The sequence below is a fragment of the Puniceispirillum sp. (SeqCode) genome (assembly GCF_965657105.1).
Classification (GTDB): domain Bacteria; phylum Pseudomonadota; class Alphaproteobacteria; order Puniceispirillales; family Puniceispirillaceae; genus Puniceispirillum.
Map to the genome: position 1 here is coordinate 19,087 of NZ_CBFHNB010000001.1, position 26,846 is coordinate 45,932.

Annotated in this window: 21 protein-coding genes and 1 tRNA gene; 8 read left to right on the forward strand and 14 right to left on the reverse strand. The window is 48.7% G+C overall.

What is annotated here, in order from left to right:
• Positions 1 to 1,946: S8 family peptidase (locus ACTF7Q_RS00085; protein WP_438995820.1), on the reverse strand; the 1,946-nt coding region annotated here is incomplete at its 3' end.
• A gap of 737 nt (positions 1,947 to 2,683) precedes the next feature.
• Between ACTF7Q_RS00085 and ACTF7Q_RS00090 the strand changes: the two genes are divergently transcribed.
• Complete coding sequence (locus ACTF7Q_RS00090) at positions 2,684 to 2,935, forward strand: hypothetical protein (RefSeq protein WP_438995821.1); 252 nt, start codon at positions 2,684 to 2,686, stop codon at positions 2,933 to 2,935.
• The gene (locus ACTF7Q_RS00095; RefSeq protein ID WP_438995822.1) at positions 2,916 to 3,488 is read left to right on the forward strand and encodes a hypothetical protein; all 573 of its coding nucleotides are present in this window, start codon (positions 2,916 to 2,918) and stop codon (positions 3,486 to 3,488) included. The genes ACTF7Q_RS00090 and ACTF7Q_RS00095 overlap by 20 nt, the downstream gene beginning before the upstream one ends.
• Before the next feature lie 84 nt (positions 3,489 to 3,572).
• Here the strand turns inward: ACTF7Q_RS00095 and ACTF7Q_RS00100 are convergent.
• A tRNA-Arg gene (locus ACTF7Q_RS00100) sits at positions 3,573 to 3,649 on the reverse strand.
• Between the two features lie 192 nt (positions 3,650 to 3,841).
• Here ACTF7Q_RS00100 and ACTF7Q_RS00105 point away from each other — a divergent pair.
• Positions 3,842 to 5,812, forward strand: a complete 1,971-nt coding sequence (locus tag ACTF7Q_RS00105) for a DEAD/DEAH box helicase (RefSeq protein ID WP_438995823.1) — start codon at positions 3,842 to 3,844, stop codon at positions 5,810 to 5,812.
• 31 nt (positions 5,813 to 5,843) lie between these two features.
• On the opposite strand, the gene ACTF7Q_RS00110 is transcribed toward ACTF7Q_RS00105, so the two are convergent.
• A complete protein-coding gene (locus ACTF7Q_RS00110; RefSeq protein WP_438995824.1) occupies positions 5,844 to 7,460 on the reverse strand; it encodes an acyl-CoA synthetase in 1,617 nt (538 codons plus the stop codon).
• Positions 7,461 to 7,612: 152 nt separating this feature from the next.
• Here ACTF7Q_RS00110 and ACTF7Q_RS00115 point away from each other — a divergent pair, with 152 nt between their 5' ends.
• The 3 genes from ACTF7Q_RS00115 (at position 7,613) to ACTF7Q_RS00125 (ending at position 11,943) form a co-directional block, all read left to right on the forward strand.
• Positions 7,613 to 8,836 (forward strand): CaiB/BaiF CoA transferase family protein, encoded by a 1,224-nt coding sequence (locus ACTF7Q_RS00115; protein ID WP_438995825.1) that lies wholly within the window; start codon positions 7,613 to 7,615, stop codon positions 8,834 to 8,836.
• A gap of 256 nt (positions 8,837 to 9,092) precedes the next feature.
• On the forward strand, positions 9,093 to 10,871 hold the full coding sequence (xsc, locus tag ACTF7Q_RS00120) for a sulfoacetaldehyde acetyltransferase (protein ID WP_438995826.1): 1,779 nt from the start codon (positions 9,093 to 9,095) through the stop codon (positions 10,869 to 10,871).
• A 115-nt stretch (positions 10,872 to 10,986) separates the two neighbouring features.
• Complete coding sequence (locus tag ACTF7Q_RS00125; protein ID WP_438995827.1) at positions 10,987 to 11,943, forward strand: DMT family transporter; 957 nt, start codon at positions 10,987 to 10,989, stop codon at positions 11,941 to 11,943.
• Positions 11,944 to 11,962: 19 nt separating this feature from the next.
• On the opposite strand, the gene ACTF7Q_RS00130 is transcribed toward ACTF7Q_RS00125, so the two are convergent.
• From ACTF7Q_RS00130 to ACTF7Q_RS00140, 3 genes are read right to left on the reverse strand one after another with little or no spacing between them, the layout of a single operon-like run.
• Complete coding sequence (locus ACTF7Q_RS00130; protein ID WP_438995828.1) at positions 11,963 to 13,252, reverse strand: TRAP transporter large permease; 1,290 nt, start codon at positions 13,250 to 13,252, stop codon at positions 11,963 to 11,965.
• On the reverse strand, positions 13,249 to 13,776 hold the full coding sequence (locus tag ACTF7Q_RS00135) for a TRAP transporter small permease (protein WP_438995829.1): 528 nt from the start codon (positions 13,774 to 13,776) through the stop codon (positions 13,249 to 13,251). The genes ACTF7Q_RS00130 and ACTF7Q_RS00135 overlap by 4 nt, the downstream gene beginning before the upstream one ends.
• An 18-nt stretch (positions 13,777 to 13,794) precedes the next feature.
• Positions 13,795 to 14,817: a TRAP transporter substrate-binding protein gene (locus tag ACTF7Q_RS00140; protein ID WP_438995830.1), complete on the reverse strand. Its 1,023-nt coding sequence runs from the start codon at positions 14,815 to 14,817 to the stop codon at positions 13,795 to 13,797.
• Between the two features lie 262 nt (positions 14,818 to 15,079).
• Here ACTF7Q_RS00140 and ACTF7Q_RS00145 point away from each other — a divergent pair, with 262 nt between their 5' ends.
• Together ACTF7Q_RS00145 and ACTF7Q_RS00150 are read left to right on the forward strand one after the other, a co-directional pair.
• The gene (locus ACTF7Q_RS00145; RefSeq protein ID WP_438995831.1) at positions 15,080 to 16,411 is read left to right on the forward strand and encodes a uracil-xanthine permease family protein; all 1,332 of its coding nucleotides are present in this window, start codon (positions 15,080 to 15,082) and stop codon (positions 16,409 to 16,411) included.
• 89 nt (positions 16,412 to 16,500) lie between these two features.
• Positions 16,501 to 17,880 carry an 8-oxoguanine deaminase gene (locus ACTF7Q_RS00150; RefSeq protein ID WP_438995832.1) on the forward strand — a complete coding sequence of 460 codons (1,380 nt, stop codon included), beginning with the start codon at positions 16,501 to 16,503 and terminating at the stop codon, positions 17,878 to 17,880.
• Positions 17,881 to 17,897: 17 nt separating this feature from the next.
• On the opposite strand, the gene ACTF7Q_RS00155 is transcribed toward ACTF7Q_RS00150, so the two are convergent.
• From ACTF7Q_RS00155 to uraH, 8 genes are all read right to left on the reverse strand, one after another.
• Positions 17,898 to 18,407: an ureidoglycolate lyase gene (locus ACTF7Q_RS00155; protein ID WP_438995833.1), complete on the reverse strand. Its 510-nt coding sequence runs from the start codon at positions 18,405 to 18,407 to the stop codon at positions 17,898 to 17,900.
• A complete protein-coding gene (alc, locus tag ACTF7Q_RS00160) occupies positions 18,407 to 19,396 on the reverse strand; it encodes an allantoicase (protein WP_438995834.1) in 990 nt (329 codons plus the stop codon). The genes ACTF7Q_RS00155 and alc overlap by 1 nt, the downstream gene beginning before the upstream one ends.
• A gap of 42 nt (positions 19,397 to 19,438) precedes the next feature.
• A complete protein-coding gene (gene puuE / locus ACTF7Q_RS00165) occupies positions 19,439 to 20,344 on the reverse strand; it encodes an allantoinase PuuE (protein WP_438995835.1) in 906 nt (301 codons plus the stop codon).
• Positions 20,344 to 21,561: a urate hydroxylase PuuD gene (locus ACTF7Q_RS00170; protein WP_438995836.1), complete on the reverse strand. Its 1,218-nt coding sequence runs from the start codon at positions 21,559 to 21,561 to the stop codon at positions 20,344 to 20,346. Before ACTF7Q_RS00170 ends, puuE begins: the two co-directional genes overlap by 1 nt.
• Positions 21,562 to 21,640: 79 nt before the next feature.
• A complete protein-coding gene (gene xdhC / locus ACTF7Q_RS00175) occupies positions 21,641 to 22,645 on the reverse strand; it encodes a xanthine dehydrogenase accessory protein XdhC (RefSeq protein WP_438995837.1) in 1,005 nt (334 codons plus the stop codon).
• On the reverse strand, positions 22,638 to 24,968 hold the full coding sequence (gene xdhB, locus ACTF7Q_RS00180; protein WP_438995838.1) for a xanthine dehydrogenase molybdopterin binding subunit: 2,331 nt from the start codon (positions 24,966 to 24,968) through the stop codon (positions 22,638 to 22,640). The genes xdhC and xdhB overlap by 8 nt, the downstream gene beginning before the upstream one ends.
• A complete protein-coding gene (xdhA, locus tag ACTF7Q_RS00185; protein WP_438995839.1) occupies positions 24,969 to 26,501 on the reverse strand; it encodes a xanthine dehydrogenase small subunit in 1,533 nt (510 codons plus the stop codon).
• Positions 26,449 to 26,802, reverse strand: coding sequence for a hydroxyisourate hydrolase (gene uraH, locus ACTF7Q_RS00190; protein ID WP_438995840.1), 354 nt, complete (start codon positions 26,800 to 26,802; stop codon positions 26,449 to 26,451). Before uraH ends, xdhA begins: the two co-directional genes overlap by 53 nt.
• Between the last annotated feature and the right edge of the window lie 44 nt (positions 26,803 to 26,846).

Below are 26,846 nucleotides of genomic sequence, written 5' to 3' on the forward strand. Positions count from 1 at the left end.
CCCCTGCCATCAAATAATGGCTGGCCATAATAGCTAGCCATATTAAGCGCACGCGTGGCTGGTTTCAGATCAACCGCATGATGTTTATAGAGTACAGAACCAGCCTTAGTTCGTGCAACAGGAATGCGGTAATCTAGCTGTCCTTGTTCAATTGTGACGGGCTGGCTTAGAGCAAACCCTATTTTTGATGGCGCGCTAACGTCCGTTTGACGCATTGGTATTTCAGCTCCCACCGTCCAGCTTGATGATAAGATGGTGCTGACACCTGTCAGCAAACTGCCCTTTGTTTCAACTTGGGAATGTGTCATGCCGCCTGCCAACTGGGCAAAGCCATTCAGCCCCAATAGATCGCGTTTATAGTCAATATTGATATAGGCGGTATTGCTTGATTTAACCTGCCCAAAACTGCCGCTAAGCCGATTGCCTAGAAACTCATTTTCTGCCATGCCTGCTCCTAATGTCATCCGCGTCCAATCGCCAAGGAGAATGGGCAGCGCAACATGCTGGTCAGATTTAAAATAGGCTGCGTAATGATCCGCGATGCCGCCAGCACGCGCGACGCTAGTACGAGGCACATCTGCTGGCAATATACGCGTTGTCAGATTGACATAGAAATCCCGCTCAAATGAATCCAGCACCATAACCTCGCCAAATGCGGCAAATTGTGCAGGCGTTCCGCCCGCAATTATCGCACCACCGGACACCGCCGCCACCGATCCCGCCGCCCGTCCTGTTGTAGGGATCCCCACAGCGCCATAAGGACTGGTAGCCTTTTCCATATCGAGAAGGCCTTGACCATGTAGATTGACATCATAGCCCGCGACGGTCTTATCCGCCGTCACCAATAACAGCTTTGCCAGATTTTTACCTGACATATGCGGCCACATCTGATGCACCACTGCCAGCGCACCAGCGACCATCGGTGCAGCCATGCTGGTACCTGTCAGATAAGCGTAATCACCATTGTGATAGGTGCTATAGATATAGGTGCCAGGCGCCATTATGAAGCTATCCTGTATTTTTGCAGCATCATGGCAATGATCGTCAACCCAGGTCACGCACACATTGCCGGCCGCATTACCACGCAGGAACTCGCCATCCATATCCCAATTACCGACGATCAGCATCTGTCCGTCTAGAATCAGCGCACCATTATCGTCCGTGGCGGTGGCCAGTTGGTTATAACCAGCACTATAAATGGTGCCATCATTGCCAGCCGCCTTGACCAGCACCTGATCTGATCCCAAAGCTGTTTTCCACGCATAAGCATCGCCTAAGCTGTTATAGTAGCCATTAACACCATGGTAAGCATGTGTGCTGTAATAAGAACCGTCGTCCAGCTTCACGAGGGTATTTTCAAAACTTGCATCCCGTAGATAAGCCGCGCTCATATTGATTGCGACAGCACCCAAATCACGACCCCAAGCGGCAGCTTGGCGCGCAATCTGGAAACTGTAACTCCAGCCGCTTGTGACCTTGGCAATCGCCAGATCCGCATCAAACGCAGCGCCATGCATTCCACTATCATTCTTGGCTGCCGCCACAATTCCAGCCACATGTGTGCCATGTCCATTTGTGTCAGTTAGCCCAGTGCCTGAAAAATCAATGCCATATTTGATTTTGGACGCAAGATCCACATGACTTGCATCAATGCCTGTATCGGCAATAACAATTAGGCTTCCTTTACCCGTCCAGCCGCGCGCGTAAGCATCGCTGAAATTTGTAACAGCTAAAGGTGAGGCGCCATAGGCATTGCCCCAATATTCCGCCGTTTCAAAATAGGATGGCGCAAGCGTGTCAGCATCATCTAAAGCACCTTCATTCAGATTATCTGTGCGCACACCAATATCATTAACATCAAAGCGTGTATCCTCAACTGGCGGCACTTCACTTACCGACAATCCAGCTCCACCACCGCCGCCACATCCAGAAAGAACGCAAAGCATGCATACCGCTACAAAAGGCCCACTGTGGGCTGACATTTTGCGCAGCAATATCAGTAGTTTTGTGGTTGGTAATTTTATGAAACCGATTAGGCGGCACGTCAGAAAGACATGATTTGTTAGGCACGTTAAATACGCATACATAAGTGCGACGTCTCCAGTCTGGGGGTAAGGACTGGAACAGTCGTAATATCATAGGTAGATAAAGTAAAATTTCGGTTAATTGCTAATTTTTATACAACTTAAAGAATGTAAACCTTATAGATAAACATTCATGATATTTTTAGTTTATTAACCTTAATTTAATACTTATTAAAATACTGTTTATTAACACTTAAAACAAACCCCTTTTTCATGTGCTTAAAGTTCGTATTTTGAGCATGAGAAATATATACAATATTAAAATACAACTATTGCGATAATAATGCATTGCGAATCGTAGATTTTTACTGGTGTTTTGTTAACCTTTAAAAGATACAAGACCAAATCATGGTCAGGCTGCGATGGTTCTACTCACCAAGATCAAAATGCTGCATAGGAAAATTAAGGTAGAACTTAATGACATGGAATGTAACAGCAGAGGTAATAATATACATTTTCCTACTCATATCAGTTATCGAGGTTTCACATTGTGACTCTTAATATTTTGATAAACTTCTACCAAATATGCCACTTCGCTAATTTGTCAGGTGTAGAAAAAGCCGATATTATCCATTTGGCTTCAGAAAACGGAGGGATAAATGGACGAACACACAATCCAGACGGCACCAGCTGATGTGGGGCCGGAAAACACAAAATTGATCAACGCGTTTGCCGATGCGGTGATTGCTGATGATGACGAGCAAGCAACGCGCCTTGCAAAACTAATTCTGTTTCAGCCAGAAAGCCTGATGGCAATCAAGATCGCCCGTGGAGCCGCGCATATTCGTGAGCGTGGTTTTCGTACTGATCTAGCAGATAGAAAATATGGCCATGGCTGGTTGGATCGATAAACTCGAATTCGCTCTTGCAAGTGAATTTGAATATGTGCGCGATCTGGGTGCGCCGGGAGCTGTACAAAGGCATAAAGACGTTCGTGCGCGCCAATGTGACTTGTTTCGCGATCTTGGCAAGAATGGGACTATTAGTGACATTCTTTCCGGCGAAAAAAGCCTGCTTGCGTTTGAACTTGCCTATTACGCCAATAGCAAAGCGATGAAAGGCAGTCTTGAAGATGCACTATTTGATCTAGCCATTACCGAGAAGCTGGTTCAAATAATTCAGAATCCGGCAAGCTATAAAGCTGTCGATGAAAGCCATGCCCGCCCCAGAAACCGCATTGGTGGCCTTCCCCGCGATGAAGCCCGACAATTCTTCAAATCGCATTGGACGCGCCTGTTAAATCAAGACAAAGCACGGCTTGATGTGATCGACAAGCAAATCATCGACGCGCGCCGTGCCAATATACGCACGGCTGAAAAACAATATATCGGATTGCAACAAATCGCCCTTGGCATCACCCCACAACCGCCTGACAAAGTCCATAGGGCTGGTCTCGGCATGTAGGCCACTCACATAATGATAACCAAACGCATCAACCGCGTCTCTGGCGATCGTTACGGGCATTTAGCGCGTTATCTGGCCGGCTGCTGGTGATCCCGGAGGGACTCGAACCCCCTACCTACAGATTAGGAATCTGTCGCTCTATCCTGATGAGCTACGGGACCACATTATTTATATGCCGCATTTCATCAAGAAATGCCATCTTTGCCTTGTATGTGTTGCATCAATTTTGCCCGCGAATTGTCCCGATCCGCCCCTGCATTGACAAAAACACCACTAGGGCGCATAAACCGCCTAACAAATAGGCGCGGTTTGTGTAAAGCGCCCTCCAAAAGCTGTTGCTGGAAACTTTACTTATGACAAGCCTTAATGATGCTGATTCCGCAGATCAACCTTCTGCGAACGGTAAATTTGCCGATTTTGACTTACCCGAAAATATGCTTGGTACTCTTGCGCGCGAGGGGTTGGTTGTTCCAACACCAATCCAGCAAATGTCGATACCACTGTTACTGTTAGGACATGATCTAATTGGTCTGGCTCAAACTGGCACTGGCAAAACGGCGGCCTTTCTCCTGCCACTCATGACCCAGCTGAGTTATTCGCCAAGCGTGCGTTCAGGCCAGCCTCCAAAGGCGCTGATATTAGCGCCAACGCGTGAATTGGCGAATCAGATTTCAGCAAATCTCTCGCGCCTGTCTGCTGATATGAATATACGTCATATCTGCGTATTTGGTGGTGCGCGTTATGAAGGTCAGATTCGTGGGCTAAAACGTGGTGTTGATATTGTTGTGGCCACACCTGGCCGGCTCATGGATCTTATGGAGCGCGGTTCATTCGACCCGTCCGGCATTACTCATTGGGTTTTGGACGAAGCCGATCATATGCTTGATCTTGGTTTTTATCCGGCAATGAAGCATATTTCTGCTTCCTTGCCAGCTGACCGCCAGACTATGCTGTTTTCGGCCACAATGCCCCCCGAAATTGAAAAGCTTGGCAATGAATTTCTGACAGATCCTGAGCGGGTTAAAGCGCCACAATCGGGCATCACTGCCGACAAAATCACCCAACATGTGACCCTGATGGCCGAAGCTGACAAGCGTGACCGGCTGTGCGATGTGCTTAATCATGAAGACACTGGTCAATGCTTGATATTTGTGCGTACCAAACGACGCGCCGATGCACTTTCCAAATTCATGGAAGATCGGGGCTTTGCTGTTGATACATTGCATGGCGATATGCGCCAGGGTCTGCGTCAAAAAGTGCTACGTAATTTCCGTGATGGACGATTACAGGGCCTGATCGCAACCGATGTGGCTGCGCGCGGTATTGATATTGCTGGCTTGTCGCATGTGGTCAATTTTGACCTGACTGACACACCCGAGGCCTATGTTCACCGGATTGGCCGAACAGGTCGTGCGGGGCTTGGTGGCCTAGCTTTATCTTTCTGTTCTCCGCCTGAAGAGCCGCGCCTTGCGGCTATCATAGCGGTTGTTGGCGCCCGTGTGGAGCTTTTCGACATGGATGGCGAACCAGTCACTGATTTTAAGGCCAAGCCTGCCAAAGCCAAAGGTCGTAGCCGCCAACGTCCGAGCAACCAACGTCCGGGCAACCGCGGCGGATCTGATCGGTCTAGAGGTGAACGATCAGAAGGTGGTCGTTCGGACAGTCGCCGCGCAGACAGCGGACGTGGCAATAACCGCTCTTCTGATAGTGGCCGCAAACCAGCGCGCCAAGGTGAAGGGGACGCCAGCACCAGAAAATGGAACAAAAAACCTGGTGATAGTAACCCACGGGCAAATAACAAATGGTCATCGCATGACGATAGTGCCAATGATGAAAACCGCTCGACACGTGGCGCGTCAAAACCATCATCCAACAGCAAACCGGCGCGAACCGGAAAACCGGGTGGCAAGCCTAGCTTTGGCAAGAAACCATTTGCGAAAAAATCATGGGACAAGGCTGACGATCGCCCCGCGCGTTCACATGATGACCGCCCACAACGTAGTGACCGGCCACAAAAAGATAGAAACCGAGACGAAGCAAGTGGCAAGGACGGTAAACCGTCATTCGGTAAAAAGCCATCATTCGGGAAAAAGCCACCATTTGGCGCGCGTACAGATTCTGGCGATAAACGACATAGTGGCCGTAATGAAAGCCGTGACGAAAGCCGGAGCCATAATCGGGGCGACAGAAAACCCGATGACCGTGGCGGCAAACCAGCCTTTGCTAGAGCTGGCAAGCCAAAATCAAAGCCAAATAGCCGCGCAGGTAGCAAGCCAAACACGCGGTCAGCTGGTGGCGAAAAGCTTCTGCGCCGGAAGAAATAACATCAAGAAAAAATAACAGCCAATCGAAGCGCTAATCCTGAATGGATTGGCGTAAAACAAACTTCTGGATTTTGCCTGTCGATGTTTTGGGCAATTCACCGAATGTAATGGCTTTTGGCCGTTTAAAGCCTGCCATTTGCCCACGGCACCATTCCAGCAACTCTGCTTCGGTGATGGTTGCCCCGTCTCTAAGCTCAACAAAGGCGCATGGCACTTCACCCCATTTATCATCAGGCTTGGCTACCACCGCCGCTGCAATCACATCTGGATGACGGTATAGATATCCCTCAACTTCAACTGATGAGATATTCTCGCCACCCGAAATAATCACATCTTTCAAGCGATCCTTGATCTGCACATAACCATTTTTGTGCCATACCGCCGCATCACCTGAATAGAACCAGCCATCACGCATCGCTGCTGAAGTCGCCTCGGCATCCTTATAATAGCCCTTCATTACCACATTGCCGCGTACCACAATTTCTCCTTGGGTTTCGCCATCACGGGGCACTTCCTTGCCTGTTGCGCTTTCAACAACAGCACTACTTTCAACGACAGGAAAGGCAATCCCCTGCCAACTTTGAATGTCGGCCTGTTCCGCGAATGTCAATGCGTCCCATTCTGCGCGCCATAGGCATTGTGTAACATGGCCATAGGTTTCAGTCAGACCATAGACCTGCATGACCTCTAGCCCCATTGCTGCTGTTTTTTCCAACATTGCGGCTGGCGGGGGTGCGCCCGCAGTCAGCACCTTGATCTTATAGTCCAGCTTTGGCCGTGTATCTTCTGGGGCATTGACCAGTAATGACAGAACAATTGGCGCGCCGCCAAAATGTGTAACCTGATGCTTTTCAATATTATCAAAAATTGATGCGGCCGTGATCGTTCTGGTCAGCACAATCGTTGCCGCCATTAAAGCCATCGTCCAGGCGTGACCCCAGCCATTGCAATGAAACATCGGCACTACATAAAGATAGGTCGGATGGCGAGGCAATTCCCATGCGGTGACGGTACCAACACTCATCAAATATGATCCTCGATGATGATAGACCACGCCTTTTGGACGGCCAGATGTACCTGATGTATAGCTTAATGCAATCGCCTGCCATTCGTCTTCGGGCAGTTCCCAGTCATAATCTTTATCACCTGTTGCAATAAACGCTTCATAATCACGATCACCAATATGCGGCAAATCACCAAGCGCCGGATCACGAATATCTATAACCGGAATGTCACGACCCAGAAGTTTCAAGGCAGCAACCACCGTTTCATGGAATGCTGTATCAACAATCAATAAACGACTATCACTATTATCCAGAATATAGGCGATTGTTTCGGCTTCGATTCTTGTATTCAGAGTATTCAGAACACATCCTGCCATCGGAATGCCATAATGTGCTTCAAACATTTCAGGGGTATTCGCCGCAATCACCGATACCGTATCACCAAGGCCAAGCCCCATTTTAACCAGCGCAGACGCCAATGCACGACAACGATCATAGGTCTCTGACCAGCTATAGCGGCGGTCGCCATAAATAAGTGCTGTACGATCACCAAATATATCCGTTGTCCGTTGAATAAAACTTAATGGCGAAAGCGGCACATAGTTAGCCTTGTTTTTCCCCAGTGCCTGATAATGCTGATGCATGATACCTACCCCATCTTAAAATTGCGTATTTTTGGTTATTCTGTTGAGTCTCGCCAGATCAAGGCTAACATGATGCCGACAGGAATGTACCTGTCAAGCATCCGCTCTTAAAGTACATTGTTATATTTATATATTTAGCCATACGGTAAAACATGATTGAAAAAGACACACAATTCCCTAAAAACAACGGCCCTTTATCAGGTATTAGGGTTCTTGACCTGTCACGCATCCTTGCGGGGCCAACCTGTACACAGCTAATGGGTGATTATGGCGCCGATATTATCAAAGTGGAAAAACCTGGGCTTGGGGATGATACGCGTGCTTGGGGACCGCCCTATGTAACCGGATCAGACGGCATGCCAACCGCCGAAAGCGCTTATTACCTGTCATCAAACCGAAATAAACGGTCATTTGCCATTGATATCACCACGCCCGAAGGGGCTGAAACTGTGCGCAAATTGGCAGCACAGTGCGATATAATGGTCGAAAATTTCAAAGTTGGCGGACTAGCTAAATATGGTCTTGATTATGATTCCATCGCCGCCGTTAATCCTGCCATCATCTATTGCGCCATTAGCGGCTTTGGCCAGACCGGCCCCAATGCACATTTGCTAGGTTATGATTTACTGGCACAGGCCTTTGGTGGAATCATGAGCCTGACTGGTGCCCCCGATGGCGAGCCAATGAAAGTTGGCGTGGCTGTTGCTGATGTTGTATGCGGCCTTTATGCCTGCACCGCGGTGCTTGCGGCCTTGCAACATCGCAATAGAACTGGAGACGGCCAATATATAGATATCGGCCTTGCCGATACCCAGGTGGCATGGCTCATCAATAATGGCACCAATTACCTGACCTCAGGGCAGCCCCCACAGCGGCTTGGCAACGCTCATCCCAATATTGTGCCCTATCAAGTGTTTGCCACCATTGACGGACATATCGTTGTGGCTGCTGGCAATGATACACAATATGCTCGCTTCTGCGAGGTAATTGGGCGCGCTGATCTGGCTACCCATATCGACTATCTGACCAATATGAATCGGGTCAAAAACCGCAATAGCCTGATACCTATTCTTACTGCCGAAATCGCCAAACTAACCAAAGCTGAACTGGTTGCCAAAATGGAGCAATATGGCGTCCCCGGAGGCCCAATCAACACGTTGCCTGAGGTGTTTGAGTCAGAGCAGGTAACCGCGCGTGACATGAAAATTTCTTTGCCACATGCAACCGCCAAAAGCGGAAAAATAGACCTGATCGGCAACCCTGTCAAATTCAGCAAAACCCCTGTATCCTATCGATATTCACCGCCAACATGCGGCGAACATAGCGCCGAAATCACGGCTGAATTACTGACAGATATTGATGACAAACTACCCTAAAGTTAATAATATCAGTTTTTAATATGGCCATTATGGCAACGGTAACTGTAATGTTTCCCATCTGGATCTATTTTTACATTGATCTGGCGCCAAAGTCGGCTTGGCTTGGCTCAAGATTCATAGTAGATAAAAAGCATAATTGGCTAAACAAAGCCTTTACAACATATTTGGCTAACCGCATTACCTTTCAGGAGACGCATTTAGTCAACACGTATTTTGGGCCGCCTGATCAACGTATTCAAAGAGGGTTAAGTAAATGAAAATGACAACCGAAGAGGCTTTCGTAAAAGTCTTACAAATGCATGGCATTGAGCATGCTTTTGGTATCATTGGCTCAGCCATGATGCCTATTTCAGATTTGTTCCCAAAGGCTGGCATCACATTCTGGGACGCTGCACATGAATGCAACGCAGGTATGATGGCCGATGGTTACACACGCTCAACCGGCGAGATGTCAATGATGGTCGCACAAAATGGCCCTGGTATTACAAATTTTGTAACACCTGTTAAAACAGCCTATTGGAACCACACACCTTTGCTTCTGGTAACGCCGCAAGCTGCTAACAAGACCTTGGGTCAGGGCGGCTTCCAGGAAGTCGAACAGATGGCTTTGTTCAAGGATATGGTTGCCTATCAGGAAGAGGTCCGCGACCCAACCCGTATTGCCGAGACGTTGAACCGTGTTATCTTGCAAGCCAAGCGTTGCTCTGCACCAGCACAGATCAACATTCCTCGCGATTTCTGGACACAGGTCATCGATATCGAGTTGCCTGCTATTGTCGAGTTTGAGCGCCCAAGCGGTGGTGAACAAGCCCTTGATGAAGCCGCCAAATTGCTTTCAACCGCCAAGTTTCCCGTCATCTTAAACGGTGCTGGCGTGGTCATTGGCGATGCAATTGAAGCATCGATTAAACTTGCGGAAAAGCTTGATGCCCCTGTTTGTTGTGGGTATCAGCATAATGACGCATTCCCGGGATCACATCCGCTTTTTGCCGGCCCACTGGGTTATAACGGTTCAAAAGCAGGTATGGAACTGATTGCCAAAGCCGATGTTGTGCTGGCACTAGGCACACGCCTAAATCCGTTTTCGACTTTACCTGGATACGGCATCGATTACTGGCCAAAAGACGCCAAAATCATTCAGGTTGATATCAACCCTGATCGTATTGGCCTGACCAAAAAGGTATCTGTCGGCATTGTTGGTGACGCCAAGAAAGTCGCAACCAGCTTGCTTGCTAAGGTTAGCGATGACGCTGGTAATGCTGGACGTGCAGAACGTGTCGCATTAATCGCCAATACAAAATCATCTTGGGCACAGGAACTGACCTCGCTTGACCATGAGGATGATGATCCGGGCACAACATGGAACGAGCGTGCACGCGGACGCGAGCCAGAAAAAATGTCACCGCGTATGGCATGGCGTGCAATTCAGTCAGCCTTGCCAAAAGATGCGATCATCTCATCAGACATCGGAAATAACTGTGCCATCGGCAATGCTTATCCAGCCTTTGAAGAAGGCCGTAAATATCTGGCACCAGGCCTGTTTGGTCCTTGCGGTTATGGTCTTCCAGCAATCATGGGTGCCAAGATTGGCAAGCGCGATGTACCAGTTGTCGGTTTTGCTGGTGACGGTGCCTTTGGTATTTCAATGAATGAAATGTCTGCGATTGGCCGTGAAGAATGGCCTGCCATCACAATGGTGATCTTCCGCAACTATCAGTGGGGCGCGGAAAAGCGCAACACAACTTTGTGGTTTGAAGATAATTTTGTCGGTACCGAGCTTGACCAGCAGGTTTCTTATGCTGGCATTGCCAAGGCATGTGGCGTCGAAGGCATTGTTGCGACCAGCATGGACGGTCTGACAGATGCACTGAACACAGCGATTGACGCGCAGATGAAAGATGGCAAGACAACATTTATCGAAGTCATGCTTAATCAGGAACTAGGCGAGCCTTTCCGTCGTGACGCGATGAAAAAGCCTGTTGAAGTCGCTGGCATCAATCCAGATGATATGCGTCAGCAGAACGTTGCCTAACGCTGTTCATTCAGCCCGAATATAATATCCCTGACAGCCGCCTTTTGAGGCGGCTGTCTTTTCATGGGCGCAATATAATTATGTCTTTATCGTTTGTTTCTGGTAGCGTCCCCTTATGGCATCAACCAAAGTAATATCTTCATCGCCCACCTTTCAGGACTGGATGATCCTTGCTATTTTGGGATTGATCTGGGGCGCCAGTTTTCTGGGCGTTGAAATGGCACTTACCGGCTATGGCCCCATTAGTATCGCCGCAGGGCGCGTGGCGATTGCAGCTATTATTCTGTTATTCATAGCTGTGCTTTTTGGGGATGGTCTGCCCAAATTTGACACCCCAACCAACCGGCGCATATGGCTACATTGTTTTGCAATGGGGGTTTTTACCAACGTGCTACCTTTTACCTTATTGTCATGGGGACAACAGATCGTCACCTCCAGTTTTGCGGGTATCTGCATGGCTGTTGTGCCGTTATTCGTGTTACCGTTGGCACATTACATGGTGCCAGGTGAGCGCATGAGTATGGCCAAGGGCGTTGGTTTCCTTTTCGGTTTTGGCGGTGTTGTCATGCTAGTTGGCGGTGACCAGCTTGGTCTGTCTTTTGCTATTTTGGGAACCGAGTCAAAGCTTATCATGACGGCACAATTTGCCTGTGTGATGGCGAGTTGCTGTTATGCCATCGGCTCCATCAACACACGCCTTTGTCCACCAATTAGCACCCTGTCATATTCGGCAACAGGCCTTATGCTAGGTAGCATTATGCTTTTGCCAACTGCATTCTATATTGAGGGCATTCCGGCCATTCCGGAAACGGGCGCATTAGCAGGAATTCTCTATCTAGCTATTTTTCCAACCGCGCTGGCAACTTTACTACTGACCGTGCTGATAAATCGTGCTGGGCCAAGCTTCTTGTCGCTAGTGAATTATCAGGTGCCTGTCTGGGCGGTTCTTATCGGAACCATAGCCCTGTCCGAGGCATTGCCTGGGCATTTTATTTCGGCATTGGCTATTATTCTGACCGGCCTAGCCATATCACAGTTTTATGATCGCTGGCGCAAGCAAACAGCTGGTTAAGCCTGTCGGCTATGGCCACTCACATCATCGAAGGCAGTAATAATGAAATGGCGGGCACGAAGGTCAGTAGCATTAGCCGTAATATATCGGCGACCCAGAATGGTGTGACACCTTTGAAAATGGTTTTAACCGAAACGTCTTTCAGCACCCCTTTGAGCACAAATACATTCAAACCAATCGGCGGCGTTATCAGGCTAATTTCTGTCACGACGACAACCAAAATGCCAAACCAGATCAAATCAAATCCCAATCCTTGAACTAGCGGTGCAAAGATAGGAACTGTCAACAGGATCATCGACATCGATTCAAACACACATCCCAGCAAAACATAAATCAGCAGGATAATAAAAATTACGCCCAATGGCGAAACATCAAAATTTGTGACAATATCGATAAGCGCTGAAGGCAACCCCGCTCGATTGACGAAGTTTGAAAAGATCAGAGCACCGAATAACAGCAAAAACAACTTAGCCGACGTCAAAGCTGTCTCGCGTAACACTGCCATCGCCGAGGATATGTTCAACGCCCCCCGCCGCCATGCGATCAGCATCGCGCCAGCCGCACCCATACCGGCCGCTTCCGTAGGCGTAAAGGCACCCACATAGATGCCCCCAATTACAAAAATGAATAAACCGAGCGTAGTCCATACATCACGAAGCGCAATCAGCCGGTCTGCCCAGCTGCTTTTTTCACCTGCCGGGCCAGCTACAGGATTACGCGAAACCACAACCATGACGGCAAGCAGATAGAACAGAACACCGATAAGACCTGGCAAAACTCCAGCAATAAATAATTTTCCAACCGAGGTTTCGGTCATCAATCCATAAATCACCAGAATAACACTTGGTGGAATCAAAATGCCCAGCGTACCGCCAGCCGCAATCGACGCGGTGGCCAATGAATCGTCATATTTGTAACGCCGCATTTCAGGCATAGACACTTTGGACATGGTGGCGGCTGTCGCCAAAGACGATCCACAAATCGCTGAAAACATGCCGCAGGCGCAAATTGTTGACATCGCCAACCCACCTTTGCGATGCCCCAGAAACACATAAGCTGCACGGTATAATTCACGCGCCATGCCGCCACGTTCAACCATCAGCCCCATCAGAATAAACAAAGGAATAACCGACAAGCCATAGGACTGACCTGAATCAATCACCAGTCGGCTGGCACTTGAGACCGCCGCGCGATAGCTGGACAGCTCGCCAAAACCAATCACGCCGACAAGACCTAGCGCAATACCCAGCGGCATCCGCATAAACGCCAGCACAAGGACAGCGGCAAAACCAATCAACGCTACGATCATTTGACATCCTCATCATCAGCAGAAAAATCTTTGCTGGGATTTGAAAACACAACCAGCAAACGGATAAAGGCCAGCACCGCCGCCGTATAAATAGATAGCGTAATAAAGGTCACGGTAATCACCCGGGGAATGCCCAGATATTCAGTCTTGTCACCATCCTCCAATGCGCGCACAGCATAATCAAACACACGACCACCTATGCGGTAGGCCACATAAATCGAAATAACCAGCATCACAATACTGATCATCCAGCCAATTCGGCCTTTAGCAAAAAAGCCGATTAAATCAACTGTCACATGATCATTTCGGTAAAACATCGCCGGAAGAGAAAAGAAGATAATGCCTGCCATACATATGCGCACAAGTTCGACCGCGCCAACAACAGGCATCGATAGAAAGTAGCGGCCAATCACATCTACGCAGGTCAGAACAACAAGCAAAAACAGAATAATTGCTGCTAAATTAGACACGAAACGGCTGGCATTTTCGGCCACCCGTTCCGCTGATTTTATCAACCCAGACAAAAAAGAGATGTCTCTGGTCTAGAGCTGTGACTTGAAAAAGGCAAGAGCTGCCTTGCCATCCACGCCACGACCATCAATCGCAGCCAGAACTTTGGCCTCTATGCCCGCAGTTAGCTCTTTGAAATAGGCTTTATCAGAATCACTTGCATCTGTAACAGATAATCCCACTTTCAAACCTTCAGCCATTCCCAAATCATCTGCCGCATCCCAATATGAGCCTACTTTTGCGGCCATTTTCACACCACGCATGTCATCAATACATTTTCGGTGAGATGCAGATAGACCATCATAGGTATCTTTGTTCATCGCAATGGCAAAAGATGTTGTGTAAATGCCGTCTGTGTTGCGATATGTATTCTTCACAACCTCTGAAACTTTGAAAGCATGCATAGTTTCCATTGGGAAGAATACGCCTTCCGCAACACCTGATGAAAGGGCTTCATAAACATTTGGTGCCGGCATATTCACACCAGCAACGCCTAATGCGCGGCCTATATCATTGGCCACACCACCACCGACGCGTAATTTCATACCTTTAAGATCTTTGAATGACGAGATAGGCTTGACCGTATGAATCATACCTGGGCCATGCACAAAGTTGGCAAGTATTTCAACGCCTTTGGCTTCATTGGCAGCAGCTAGGTATTTTTCCCATGTCGCCTGAAATGCGGCTGACACAGTTTCGGACTTACCATATAGACCCGGTAATTCAGCAAGCTTTGTTGTCTCGAATTTACCCGGCGTATAGCCATGCACCATCCAATTAATATCAGCCACACCATCACGAACAGTGTCATATTGTGCTAGTGGCGATGCCAAACCATATTCGACCTTCAAGCCAAGGCTACCACCTGAACAAGCTTTAAGCTCACCATCCATCCATGGGAATACTGATGCGTTCATGGCGTGCTGTGGACTAGCCCACGAAGACACTGTCAGAACGGTGTCAGCATTTGCCACCGATACGCTCAATGGTGCTGCCAAGATTGACAATGCAGCGACACCAAGGCCAGCCACTTTAAATAAATTAGATTTTTTCATGATAACTCTCCCTTGCAGTAAGCATCTTATTTTTATTTTTCCTCAGAAAACCTTCATTTACCCTACACATACGGTTGAAAGTGGCAACCCAATTTTCATAATGCGCGTCGATTTAAAATTACCCGAATTACGATGTGGCCTTGATAGTGACGGCAATCGTTGTATTGGCAAATAATAACCCATCATCTGATAAACGTTTTTTTCTTCCCCTATCTTCTCATCCACCGTAACGTCACTTAATTGTAACAATATGGGGGACGACATGAGCAACAATCAAATCGGAAATAGCGAACAGCTACAAGATCCTAATTATGAAATACCTATGGGGCCAAGAGTGGCACTAGGGCTTCAGCATGTATTGGCAATGTTTGCCAGTAATGTAACACCATCAATTATTATCGCTGGCGCTGCAGGCTTTGCCTTTGGCGGCGAAGACATGGTGTTTCTAATCCAGATGGCCATGCTTTTTGCGGGTATTGCGACCTTGTTTCAAACGATTGGCATTGGACCTGTTGGAGCCCGGTTGCCTGTCATGCAAGGGACTAGCTTTGCCTTTGTGCCGATCATGATAGGCATCGTTAAAGCTGGCGGCATGGCGACATTAATGGGTGCTATCTTGGTAGCGGGCATTTTCCACACCTTCCTTGGCGCTATTATTGGCCGTATTCGTCATTTATTCCCCCCTCTGGTATCTGGAATGGTGATAATGGCTATTGGTCTAGCACTGCTTCCTGTAGGCATCAAATATGCGGCAGGCGGTGCAGCCGAATTCCAGATGAATGCACCAGAATGGGGTGATTTCAGTAAATGGAGCCTGGCTCTGACCGTAATCATTGTTGCCCTTGGCTTCAAATTTTTCACTCGTGGCATTGCGTCTTCAGCAGCTATTTTGCTTGGCTTGATCGCTGGTTACCTTGTTGGTATCGCGACTGGTGTTGTCAATTTTAGTGGCGTCGCCAAAGCTGCATGGTTTGTTGTGCCAACACCTTTCAAATATGGCATTGAGTTCAGTGCCTATGCGATCATCGGTATGATACTGATGTCAATTGTAAGTGCGATTGAGACTGTTGGCGATATTTCTGGTATTGCCAAAGGTGGCGCTAACCGTGAAGCGACTGACGAAGAACTGGCTGGCGGCACTTATGCTGACGGACTTGGCAGCGCGATTGCGGGTATTTTTGGTGGCTTGCCAAACACATCCTTTAGCCAGAATGTTGGCCTAATTTCAATGACTGGCGTCATGAGCCGGGGCGTAGTGACTATTTCAGGTATTTTCCTGATCATCTGTGGCTTTATTCCAAAGATCGGTGCCATTATTTCTGCAATGCCAATTTCGGTACTTGGTGGGGGTGTGATCCTGATGTTCGGTATGGTCGTATCGGCTGGTATCAACATGCTATCAGATGTGCATTGGAGCCGCCGCAACATGGTCATTCTGGCTACATCACTATCTGTTGGCCTTGGTTTGCAAGCTGTACCAAAATCGATGCAGCATCTGCCTGATAGTTTTGAAATGCTGATGGTTTCGGGTTTGTTACCTGTTGCCGTACTTGCTGTGGTGATGAACATGCTTTTACCTGAGGATGCAGACTGATTGCATCGTGCATAATACCAAACCGTGGGCGCCGTCAAAATGATTTGGCGGCGCTTACAAAATGTCAATGGAATCAAATGGATTAATAAATGTCAGGGCAAACACTTCTTATCAAAAATGCTGATATTCTTTGTACTATGGCATCTAGCGGACAAGACAGTGCCAGTGATATAAACGAAATTAAAAATGGCGGTTTATTCATTCGTGACGGCGTTATCGAGCAGGTTGCCACCACCAATCAGCTCCCCACATCAGCCGATACTGTTCTCGACCTTACCGGACATATTGTTATTCCTGGCATGGTCAATACCCACCATCACTTATTTCAGAATTTAACCCGTGCGGTACCTGCCGCCCAGAATGCGCCGCTATTTGGCTGGCTGCAAACTCTCTATCCAATATGGAGCCATATAGGCCCCGACCATATTTACTGGTCAACGGCTCTTGGGCTTGCCGAGCTTGCCTTAAGTGGCTGTACGACATCGTCAGACCATCTTTATCTATATCCTAATGGTGCACGACTTGATGACGCCTTATCTGCCGCGTCTGATATTGGTGTTCGTTTTCACGGCACACGAGGTTCGATGAGCATTGGCGAATCCAAAGGTGGCTTACCTCCCGATAATCTGACCGAACATGAGCCTGATATCCTGAATGAATGCCAGCGCCTAATCGAAGAGTATCACGATGACAGCCCCTATGCTATGCAACGTATTGCACTTGCCCCATGCTCACCCTTCTCGGTCAGTATGGATCTTATGCGTGAAACCGCCTCAATGGCACGTGCCTATCATGTTGGCATGCACACGCATCTCGCCGAAAATGTCGAAGATATCGATTACAGTTTAGCCACCTTTGGCATGCGGCCAGGTGACTATATCGAAGCTGTTGGCTGGACAGGTGATGATGTCTGGCATGCGCATTGTGTGCAGTTGAATAAAGATGAGATTGACCTATTTGCCCGCACAGGCACGGGCGTGGCGCATTGCCCATGTTCCAATATGCGGCTTGCCAGCGGCATTGCGCCTATCCGCAGCATGCTCGACGCTGGTATGAAAGTCGGTCTTGGCGTCGATGGATCAGCATCGAATGACAGTGCTCATATGCTGAACGAAGCCCGCCAGACCATGCTTCTGCAACGCGTCAATCAAGGTGGTGACGCCATGACAGCGCGTGAGGCCTTGCGCCTTGCCACGGTGGGAGGTGCTTCGGTTCTAAATCGAAATGACATTGGCATTCTGGCACCTGGCTATGCTGCTGATATTGCCGCCTTTGATAGGCGCAGGATTGATTTTGCCGGCAGTGACTGGGATCCCGTAGCGTCACTCATATTCTGCGGGCCGGTCAAAACAAATTATACAATTATCAATGGCAAAATTGTCGTAGCTGAGGGACAGCTAACCACGATGGATATGAACAAGCTACTTACCGAACATCGCCGTATGTCGCATCATTTAATGACCGCTTAACAATCATCTAAAACACATCAGAGATCAATTTGAGCCGTCATATCTTCTGCCCAGACCTCATCCAGATTATGGCCATTACCCGAACGATCCATGACCAGAAAGTCCTGACTTTCCTCTAATATCAGCAATGGATGATGCCACGTGCCCCGATCATAACTGACCCCCTGACTACCGGTAGCCCGAAAACAGACAAGCCGGTCAAAATCAGGCGCGCTATCATCGGCATTGCCAGCGGCCACAACAACCAACCAATCATGATTGGCTAGCGGCATAAAGGCCTGCGAACCAAGTGGATGCCGTTCAAGCATAGATATCTCAATCGGGCTGGAACGGCGTGTTCCCCGAAATAGGGAAATAATGGGTATGCCGCCTTCATATGCAACATCGATCTGCGCCAGCGCGTCAAACCGCGTCGTGGTGCCCTGATTGATGCTGATCTGCTGGGCGCCATCTGTTTCAATAACCGTGCCATAAGGTGCAAAGGCGCCCTTGGTTAGGGGCTGAACGGAAAGCTTTTGGCTGTCCATTATGTCACCACCTTGCCAAATAATCGCAATCGCGAAACACCACCATCGGGGAAAATATTCAACCGCACAATATTAACGGGACCCATATCATTAATATCAGCATCACTGAATCTATGGATATTATCAGCTGATAATGACTTTTCACCCATAAGTTCAAGCCAGTTTTCAGCCGCGTCTAGATCAACCTCACCCTCAATCAATGCGGCTTGAATGCTACATCGGTCTGGATAATTACCTTTAAAATGTGCTGTATCGACTTCAATGTCTGAAATCAGCCCCGTAGCACCAAGACGAACCACGATCCAGTCATGCCCTGGTTCACGGCGGCGACGAGTTTCCCAACCATCCCCCATTGTCTGGCCACGCCCTTCGGAAATCAGCGCATTGACGTCACCATAATGCGCATCATTATAGCCAAGAATACAACCACCAGCGCGTAACGCTGATAACTCGACAGATGTATCGCCCTGACCTGACCAGTCACGTTGCACATCGCCAAAAAGACGCAGTCTGGCAATGCCACCATCTGGGTAGATATTCAGCCGCACGATATTCACAGGACCCACATCTCGAGCTGATAACAGGTGATGTGCATCTGGCCCTAGTTGGGTTTCGTCAATCACCGTTTTCCAATCAGCCTTGTCGATATCACCATCTACGCAATACGCAGCTTCCAACATAGCGCCTGGCGGATAATTACCTGTAAAATGAGCTGTATTGATATCGACAAGCCGAATGGTTCCGGTTTCGCCAAGATGCAGAACGCACCAGTCATGGCCACCATGACGCCGCCGGCGTGATTCCCATCCATCCATCCATTTGCCATGATCATCAAATTTGTCTGGCACAAAGACAGGCACTGTATCAGCTAGCATACGCGGTGCTTCGGCAAAGAAATCATCACTTACCGAATGAATTTTAGTGCCCATCCGCGTTGATGCCAAATTAACCAGACCCATGGCTTCGGCTGGTGGAAATTCATTGTTCATTTTTACCTCTTTCATATGCGGCAGGTGCCGTAATAGTCTTATTCACGAATAGGGATATGTTTTAATCCAGTGTTTGGCTATATCAAGCCGCCGTGCCATCCACACTTTTTCATGTTTTTGCACGTGATCAATGAATTTTACCAGACCTGCAAAACGTGCCGGACGGCCAATCAGGCGGCAATGCAACCCAACTGACATCATCTTTGGGCTTGTTGCGCCTTCAGCATATAATGTGTCAAACGCATCTATCAGATAGCTGGCGAATTGATCACCTGTATGAAACCCCTGTGCGGTTGCAAAGCGCATATCATTTGTATCAAGCGTATAGGGCACTATCAGTTGTGGTCGGGTGGTGTGCTTACTCCAGAATGGCACATCATCCGAATAATCATCAGCGTCATAAACAAAGCCACCTTCTTTTGCCACCAGATCACGCGTATGCGCACTGGTGCGGCCTGTGTACCAGCCCAGTGGTCGCGCACCACAAATGTCGGTATGGATTGCAATCGCCTTTTCCATATGCGCATGTTCTTCATCCACGCTCATGCCATGATAATTGATCCAGCGATAGCCATGTGAGGCAATTTCATGCCCATCTTTCAAGGCTTGTTCAATCACCTGTGGATGTCTTTGCATCGCCATGGCAACAGCAAAAAGCGTAATTGGAATTTTACGAGCTCTGAACAGATCAAGAATACGCCATACGCCAGCCCGCGAGCCATATTCATAAATCGATTCCATCGACATGTGACGCGCATTGTGAAACGGTTCGGCACCAATGATTTCGGATAAAAACATTTCTGATGCTGAATCACCATGCAGAATAGAATTTTCGCCGCCTTCTTCGTAATTCAGCACAAACTGAACCGCAATGCGCGCGCCATCCGGCCATTGTGCATGTGGGGGTTGGCCATTATAACCAATCAGATCACGCGGGTAATCGCCCATTAACTGCCCTCAATCTCGCCAGCGCGCATGGCCGCCCGCCACGCGGCCAGCAAGGCACGTTCTTCGTCTTCAACCCATATCACATTCCCTGGCGGCATCGCATGAGATTGCGCCGACTGCCAGAAAATTTCATCAACCAGCGCCATAACTTGGGTTTCATTTTCAAGCAGGATGCCCTTAGGCGCAAACGCCATACCATCCCATTGCGGCACCTCGGCATGACAAACACTGCAGCGCTCAATAACAAGCTCGACAGCATGGGCATGCAACTCTGCTCCGCGCCCATAGCTAGCCTCGTCATAGCTGGCCTGCGGTGCACCGGCATAGGATAGAAACATCGCCAACACAGTCAGAACAGCAGCCACAAACCATGTCCAATTTGGAGCTGGTAGTCCTTTATGCTTGGTGTTGTAGTAATGCCGGATCACACAACCTATAACCAGAACAAGCGCCAGAATAATCCAGCTATAGGCGGTCGCGAATACCATTGGATAATGGCCACCAAGCATGACAAAAATCACTGGTAAGGTCAGATAATTATTATGCAATGAGCGCTGTTTACCCCGAATGCCGTATGCTGGATCGGGCGAATCACCTGCTTTGAGCGCTGCCACTACCTTGGTTTGCCCCGGAATAATCACCATCAGCACATTGGCAACCATCATCGTGCCGATCGTAACACCCATTTGCATGAAGGCACCACGCGCTGAAAAAATTTGGGTGTAACCATAGGCAAGCAGCACGAGAAACACAAACCCCGCCACAGCCAGCATCGTATCATCACGCCCAAGCGGACTTCGACACAAGCCGTCATACACCACCCAACCAAGAATAATACCAGCAAGACTTATGGCCACGGCCTGCCATTCAGTAATATCAAGAATCTCAAGATCGATCATATACAGGCTTGCCGCACCATAATAAACCAGCGCCATCAGTGCCATGCCCGAAATCCATGTCCCATAGGCTTCCCATTTGAACCATGTCAGTTCTTCCGGCATCCGCTTTGGTGCAACCAGATATTTGACCATGTTATAGAAACCGCCCCCATGAACCTGCCATGCCTGCCCATGCGCTTCATCTGGCAGCTGTTTGCCAGGCTTCAGGCTTAAATCAAGCGCAATAAAATAGAAAGACGACCCGATCCAGGCAATGCCAGCAATAACATGCACCCAGCGAATTAGCATTTCTGACCATATCCAAAGATAATCAATCATGAGGCAATCTCCATTTCTTTCAGCAAATATATACCCCATAAGAAGCGATGATCATATGTGATGTTAAAATAATGTGCGATCATGAAAACGCCCCTTCACAATCAAGCTCCTGTTGCCAGATGGCAAGTTGCGCCGCAATCGATATGGCAACGCGTATAGGTTGCTTTCCAGTAATAAGCCCAACACCGATTGGACAAGTCAAGCGCATTAATGCTTCATCACTAATGCCTGCCTTGCTTAGCCGGCTTCGGAAACGGGCGTTTTTGGTCTTTGAGCCGATCAGGCCAAGCCTAGCAAAACCTTGGCCTGCCAGAACAGTATGGCAGATGGCCTGATCAAGCGCATGCGAATGTGTAATAACCAGATGAAAAGCATCTGTTGGCGCGTGTGCCGCAATCAATGTTGGGTCACGTGCTGTCACTTCGGAAACCCATTCAGGAATGACTGGCGGAAATCTGTCTGGTGCAATATCGACCCAATAGACATCAAAACCCAACCCCTCAATGATCGGTATTAGCGCCCTTCCAACATGTCCGGCACCATAGATGAATAATGGCCTTTGATAAGATTTTTGCGGCAATATAAAGCCCGTTTTATCAGCCGTTATTGATGCACCATATCCAATGAGGTCACGATCTGCCAGCACAAGCGGCTGGCCTGCTTTTAATGGATGTAAAACGGGCTGTTCACTATCTACCAGCTTTTCTAAAACTGGCAGATCAGCCTTGGTAAGAGCTTCGAGCAATACCCGGACATGCCCCCCGCAACATTGTCCCATATCGGAGCCAAGGGCGATATCCATAACATGGCGATACCAATCAACGGGATTGGCCTGTATCGAGGTGATATCACTACGTGCTTGATGCATCACTTCAAATTCCAGCGCGCCACCGCCAATCGTATCCCATATCGTATCGGCCTTAATCAGCATATTGGCACCCACGGCGCGCGGTGCTGACCCGCGCACTTGAATAACACTCGCATGGATAACAATGTCTGTGTCTTGCAACAGCGTAATCGCCATAGTGAGCCAGCCAGCATTCCCCTGATTAACGGTTTGCCTATTGTCAGAAGACTCAGACACAAGGCCCTCCCAACGCAATTGACCGCATTAACAAGCGTTCACAAGTCGCGGGCGCATCAAGCATAGGATATTCACCACTTTCGCCTACCGATTGAAGCGCATGTGATAAGGCCATCAACACGCTGATCCCCAACATTAATGGCGGTTCACCAACAGCTTTTGATTTATGGATTGTGGCTTCACTATTTTCCCCCTCGGCAAATAGGGCAACACGAAAATCAACAGGCCGATCCGAACAGGCAGGTATTTTATATGTCGAAGGCGCATGCGTCATCAAACGCCCGTGTTTGTTCCAGACCAGTTCTTCGGTTGTCAGCCAACCTGCCCCCTGCACAAAGCCCCCTTCGATCTGGCCAATATCAAGTGCCGGGTTTAATGATTTACCGACATCATGCAGTATATCAGTGCGTAAAATCCGGTTCTCACCTGTCAAGAGGTCAATAACGACCTCGCTACAGGCGGCGCCATAGGCAAAATAATAGAAAGGTCGTCCGGTAAGTGTTTGCTTGTCCCAATGCACTTTTGGTGTTGCATAAAAACCTGTTGAAGAAAGCGATATCCGCCCCATATAGCAACGATGCGCCGCCTCGGCAAAGCTGTAATATTGATCACCAACCAACACCTTGCCATCACTAAAATGAACATCTTTCGGATCGATCTGCGATTGCTCGGCCAAAAAATCCTGCATCCGCGTTTTGATCGCATGTGCGGCGCGCATCGCTGCCATGCCGTTAAGATCACTTCCAGATGATGCTGCCGTTGCTGATGTGTTTGGCACTTTGCCTGTCGTTGTGGCTGTGATTTTTACGGTTTCAAGCGGAACCGAAAACGCATGGGCAACGATCTGGGCAACCTTTGTGTAAAGCCCTTGTCCCATTTCAGTGCCGCCATGATTGAGATGCACCGAACCGTCATTATACACATGCACTAACGCCCCTGCCTGATTCAAAAAACTACTGTTAAAAGAGATACCGAATTTAACGGGCGTTAGAGCAATGCCTCGCTTTACATAGCGATTAGTTTTGTTGAACAGTTCAACCGCTTTGCGACGCTTTACATAATCGCTGGTCTTTACCAACGTGCTGACGATATCCTGAATAACGCAATCTTCAACTGGCTGCCCATAGGGGGTGACACCATGATCTGATATATCTTTATGCGGGTAGAAATTCCGCTGGCGTACAATAAGCGGATCAAGCGCCAGATGATGCGCAACAGCATCGATAACACGTTCAATACCCACCATGCCTTGCGGCCCTCCAAATCCCCTGAAGGCCGTATTTGACTGGGTATTGGTGCGGCACCGATGTGATATGATACGCATATTTTTGATATGATAAGCATTGTCAGCATGGCACATGGCGCGCGCCGCAATAGACTCTGACAAATCCCATGACATGCCACAGCGTAATGCCTGCTCAAAAACAACCCCACTTATCTTGCCATCATCATCAAAACCGACACTGTAATCAATGCGGACATCATGCCGTTTACCAGTCAGCATAAAATCATCATCACGATCATAAATAGTTTTGGCTGGCCGACCTGTTAATTTGGCCGCTATCGCCGCCGTAATGGCAGGCAGATTGCCCTGGCTTTCTTTGCCGCCAAAAGCCCCACCCATACGCCGCGTTTCAACCGTAATGGCGTGGTTAGCCACCCCCAGCGAAGTGGCCACTTTATGCTGGATTTCGCTTGGATGCTGGGTGGAACAGTAAAGCGTCATGTCACCATCTTCACCTGGCACCGCCAAGGCTGCCTGACCTTCAAGATAGAAATGTTCTTGCCCACCAATGACGATGCGTCCGTCAAGATGGTGCGGCGCGGCGGCAATGGCACCATCGGCATCACCTGTCGAGATGGTCGCCGCAGGCCCTAAAAAAGCGCCTTCCTGCATCGCTTGATCAATCGTCAAAATGGCTGGTAAAATATCGTAGTCAATATTGGCAAGACCTATGGCGGCACGCGCTGAAGCCATATCAACCGCAGCTACAGCAAACACAGATTGACCAACATAGGACACCGTATCATCAGCAAAAATCGGGTCATCACCAGCAACCGGACTACAGTCATTTATGCCAGGTACATTTTGTGCCGACATTACAGCAACAATCCCCTCGGCACTGGCAACAGCCGAAAGATCCATACTGATAATTCGCGCATGCGCATGCGGACTTTGAGCAATAAGAACCTGCAAGGTATTCTGCGGCACAGGCAGATCGTCCGTATAATGAGCACGTCCTGAAACATGCTTATGCGCACTGTCATGACGTACAGGCTTGTGCAGTGCCGTTTGTGGCAATGTTGTATCGAACCTTGTCATCTAATCGGCTAACAGCGCCGAAACACCGCCCCCTGCAAGTTCGACATGCGACTGTCCGGTGATTTCAAGGCCATATTTCAGCACCAGATTTCGCGCCGCCTGCATGCGATAATCTGCACTGCCCCGCATATCACTAAGAGGCGTAAAATCATCACCTAGCAAGGATGCAGCGGCGATAAAGCTGGCTTCATTAAATGAGCCACCAATTAATATCTGTTCTGCCGCGCTGGCACGCATCGGTGTCCCAGCCATACCACCAAACGCAATAACCGCATCAATGATCATACCGTTCTTTACAGTGACATTTGCCGCCATCATCACGGCTGAAATATCTTGGTCAAACCGTTTAGATAGCTTGTAACAGCGCAGATATGGTGCTTTTACCTTTGGCACTAAAATAGCCGCAACAAATTCATCTGATTTTCGGTCCTGCGCGCCATAGCTGACAAAGAAATTTTCAAGCTTCATAACGCGCGTCTTGGAACCTTGTCGAAGCTCGATCTGGCTCCCAAGAGCTATGAGCAATGGGGGCAAATCGCCAATAGGCGACCCGTTCGCAATGTTGCCGCAAACCGTACCTGAACTGCGCACCTGCAAAGACCCAAATCGGCGTAATAATGTCGAAACAGCTGGCCATCTTTTGCCGAGTATTTCCATCGCTGTCTGATGCGTTACAGCAGGCCGTATAATCAGATTGGCTTTATCATCCTCAATCTTATCAAACCCCTCTACACGGCCAGTCCATAGCATACGCGATAATTGGCGTTGCTGTTTGGTTACCCATAACCCTATGTCAGTCGCGCCGGAAACGATTGTTGCGGCCAAATCTTCGGCATAAATAGTAGCAAAATCCGCTTGCTTATATGGCGCAGTAAACGCTTTTTTGCCATCTGAAATTTCAACCACTTCGTCATGCTGGATATCTAGTAACAGAGCTTTTTCAGCCTTTTGGCGCTTGCTTTCCCATGTTGATTTCGCCATGCCTGCCAATGACAGACCTGCATCCACAATCGGTCGATAGCCAGTACACCGACATAAATTTCCAGCCAGCGTGTCATCAATTTGATTGGCCGCAAGTCCATCCTGATTACACCAGGCCGCATATAGCGACATAACAAAGCCGGGGGTGCAAAAGCCGCATTGGGATCCGTGAAAATCAACCATGGCCTGCTGACAAGGATGCAATTCACCATCCGGGCCACTGATACCTTCCACCGTCGTCACCGCGCTACCTTCAAGCATCCCCATAAACAGAATACAGGCATTCACGGGTCGCCATATCAGACGACCTTTGCCATCAGTACGCGCAACGACAACTGTGCAGGCACCACAATCACCTTCGGCGCAGCCTTCTTTGGATCCTGTGAGCCCTCGTTCACGCCGCAACCATGTCAGCAGCGTCATATCACCAGCAATGCCAGCAACTGTCTGTATTTCACCATTCAGAACAAAGGTTAGATAGGTTCGCACGCCATCTCCATTAGCTACCACGATAAGTCGAATAACCGTAAGCCGATAATAATAACGGGACATGATAATGCTGATCATCACGATCTATGCCAAAGGCAATGACAATATCATCCAAAAACGGAAATTCCGGCAAATCATCCCCCATCTCACGCAAATAGGATGCCGCATGAAAAACCAGCGCATACCGGCCACGCGCTAGCGCATCACCCTCAAGCAGGGGGGCATCACATCGGCCATCAGCATTTGTTACGACTGTTTTCAAAACCGTCTGCGTATCGCCTTTTATGCGGATAAGGTCAATTTCAAGGTGTGCCGCGGGTTTACCACGTGCAGTATCTAGGACATGGGTAGTCAATCGACCCATTGTAATCTCCTGACAATTAGTGATGATTGCTAAAAATTAGAATG

What these genes read in the sequence shown, in the direction of transcription:
- ACTF7Q_RS00090 (WP_438995821.1), top strand. Translation starts at nt 2,684, where the DNA reads ATGGACGAACACACAATCCAGACGGCACCAGCTGATGTGGGGCCGGAA.
- ACTF7Q_RS00095 (WP_438995822.1), top strand. Translation starts at nt 2,916, where the DNA reads ATGGCTGGTTGGATCGATAAACTCGAATTCGCTCTTGCAAGTGAATTT.
- ACTF7Q_RS00105 (WP_438995823.1), top strand. Translation starts at nt 3,842, where the DNA reads ATGACAAGCCTTAATGATGCTGATTCCGCAGATCAACCTTCTGCGAAC.
- ACTF7Q_RS00110 (WP_438995824.1), bottom strand. Translation starts at nt 7,460, where the DNA reads ATGCATCAGCATTATCAGGCACTGGGGAAAAACAAGGCTAACTATGTG.
- ACTF7Q_RS00115 (WP_438995825.1), top strand. Translation starts at nt 7,613, where the DNA reads ATGATTGAAAAAGACACACAATTCCCTAAAAACAACGGCCCTTTATCA.
- xsc (WP_438995826.1), top strand. Translation starts at nt 9,093, where the DNA reads ATGAAAATGACAACCGAAGAGGCTTTCGTAAAAGTCTTACAAATGCAT.
- ACTF7Q_RS00125 (WP_438995827.1), top strand. Translation starts at nt 10,987, where the DNA reads ATGGCATCAACCAAAGTAATATCTTCATCGCCCACCTTTCAGGACTGG.
- ACTF7Q_RS00130 (WP_438995828.1), bottom strand. Translation starts at nt 13,252, where the DNA reads ATGATCGTAGCGTTGATTGGTTTTGCCGCTGTCCTTGTGCTGGCGTTT.
- ACTF7Q_RS00140 (WP_438995830.1), bottom strand. Translation starts at nt 14,817, where the DNA reads ATGAAAAAATCTAATTTATTTAAAGTGGCTGGCCTTGGTGTCGCTGCA.
- ACTF7Q_RS00145 (WP_438995831.1), top strand. Translation starts at nt 15,080, where the DNA reads ATGAGCAACAATCAAATCGGAAATAGCGAACAGCTACAAGATCCTAAT.
- ACTF7Q_RS00150 (WP_438995832.1), top strand. Translation starts at nt 16,501, where the DNA reads ATGTCAGGGCAAACACTTCTTATCAAAAATGCTGATATTCTTTGTACT.
- ACTF7Q_RS00155 (WP_438995833.1), bottom strand. Translation starts at nt 18,407, where the DNA reads ATGGACAGCCAAAAGCTTTCCGTTCAGCCCCTAACCAAGGGCGCCTTT.
- alc (WP_438995834.1), bottom strand. Translation starts at nt 19,396, where the DNA reads ATGAACAATGAATTTCCACCAGCCGAAGCCATGGGTCTGGTTAATTTG.
- puuE (WP_438995835.1), bottom strand. Translation starts at nt 20,344, where the DNA reads ATGGGCGATTACCCGCGTGATCTGATTGGTTATAATGGCCAACCCCCA.
- ACTF7Q_RS00170 (WP_438995836.1), bottom strand. Translation starts at nt 21,561, where the DNA reads ATGATTGATTATCTTTGGATATGGTCAGAAATGCTAATTCGCTGGGTG.
- xdhB (WP_438995838.1), bottom strand. Translation starts at nt 24,968, where the DNA reads ATGACAAGGTTCGATACAACATTGCCACAAACGGCACTGCACAAGCCT.
- xdhA (WP_438995839.1), bottom strand. Translation starts at nt 26,501, where the DNA reads ATGTCCCGTTATTATTATCGGCTTACGGTTATTCGACTTATCGTGGTA.
- uraH (WP_438995840.1), bottom strand. Translation starts at nt 26,802, where the DNA reads ATGGGTCGATTGACTACCCATGTCCTAGATACTGCACGTGGTAAACCC.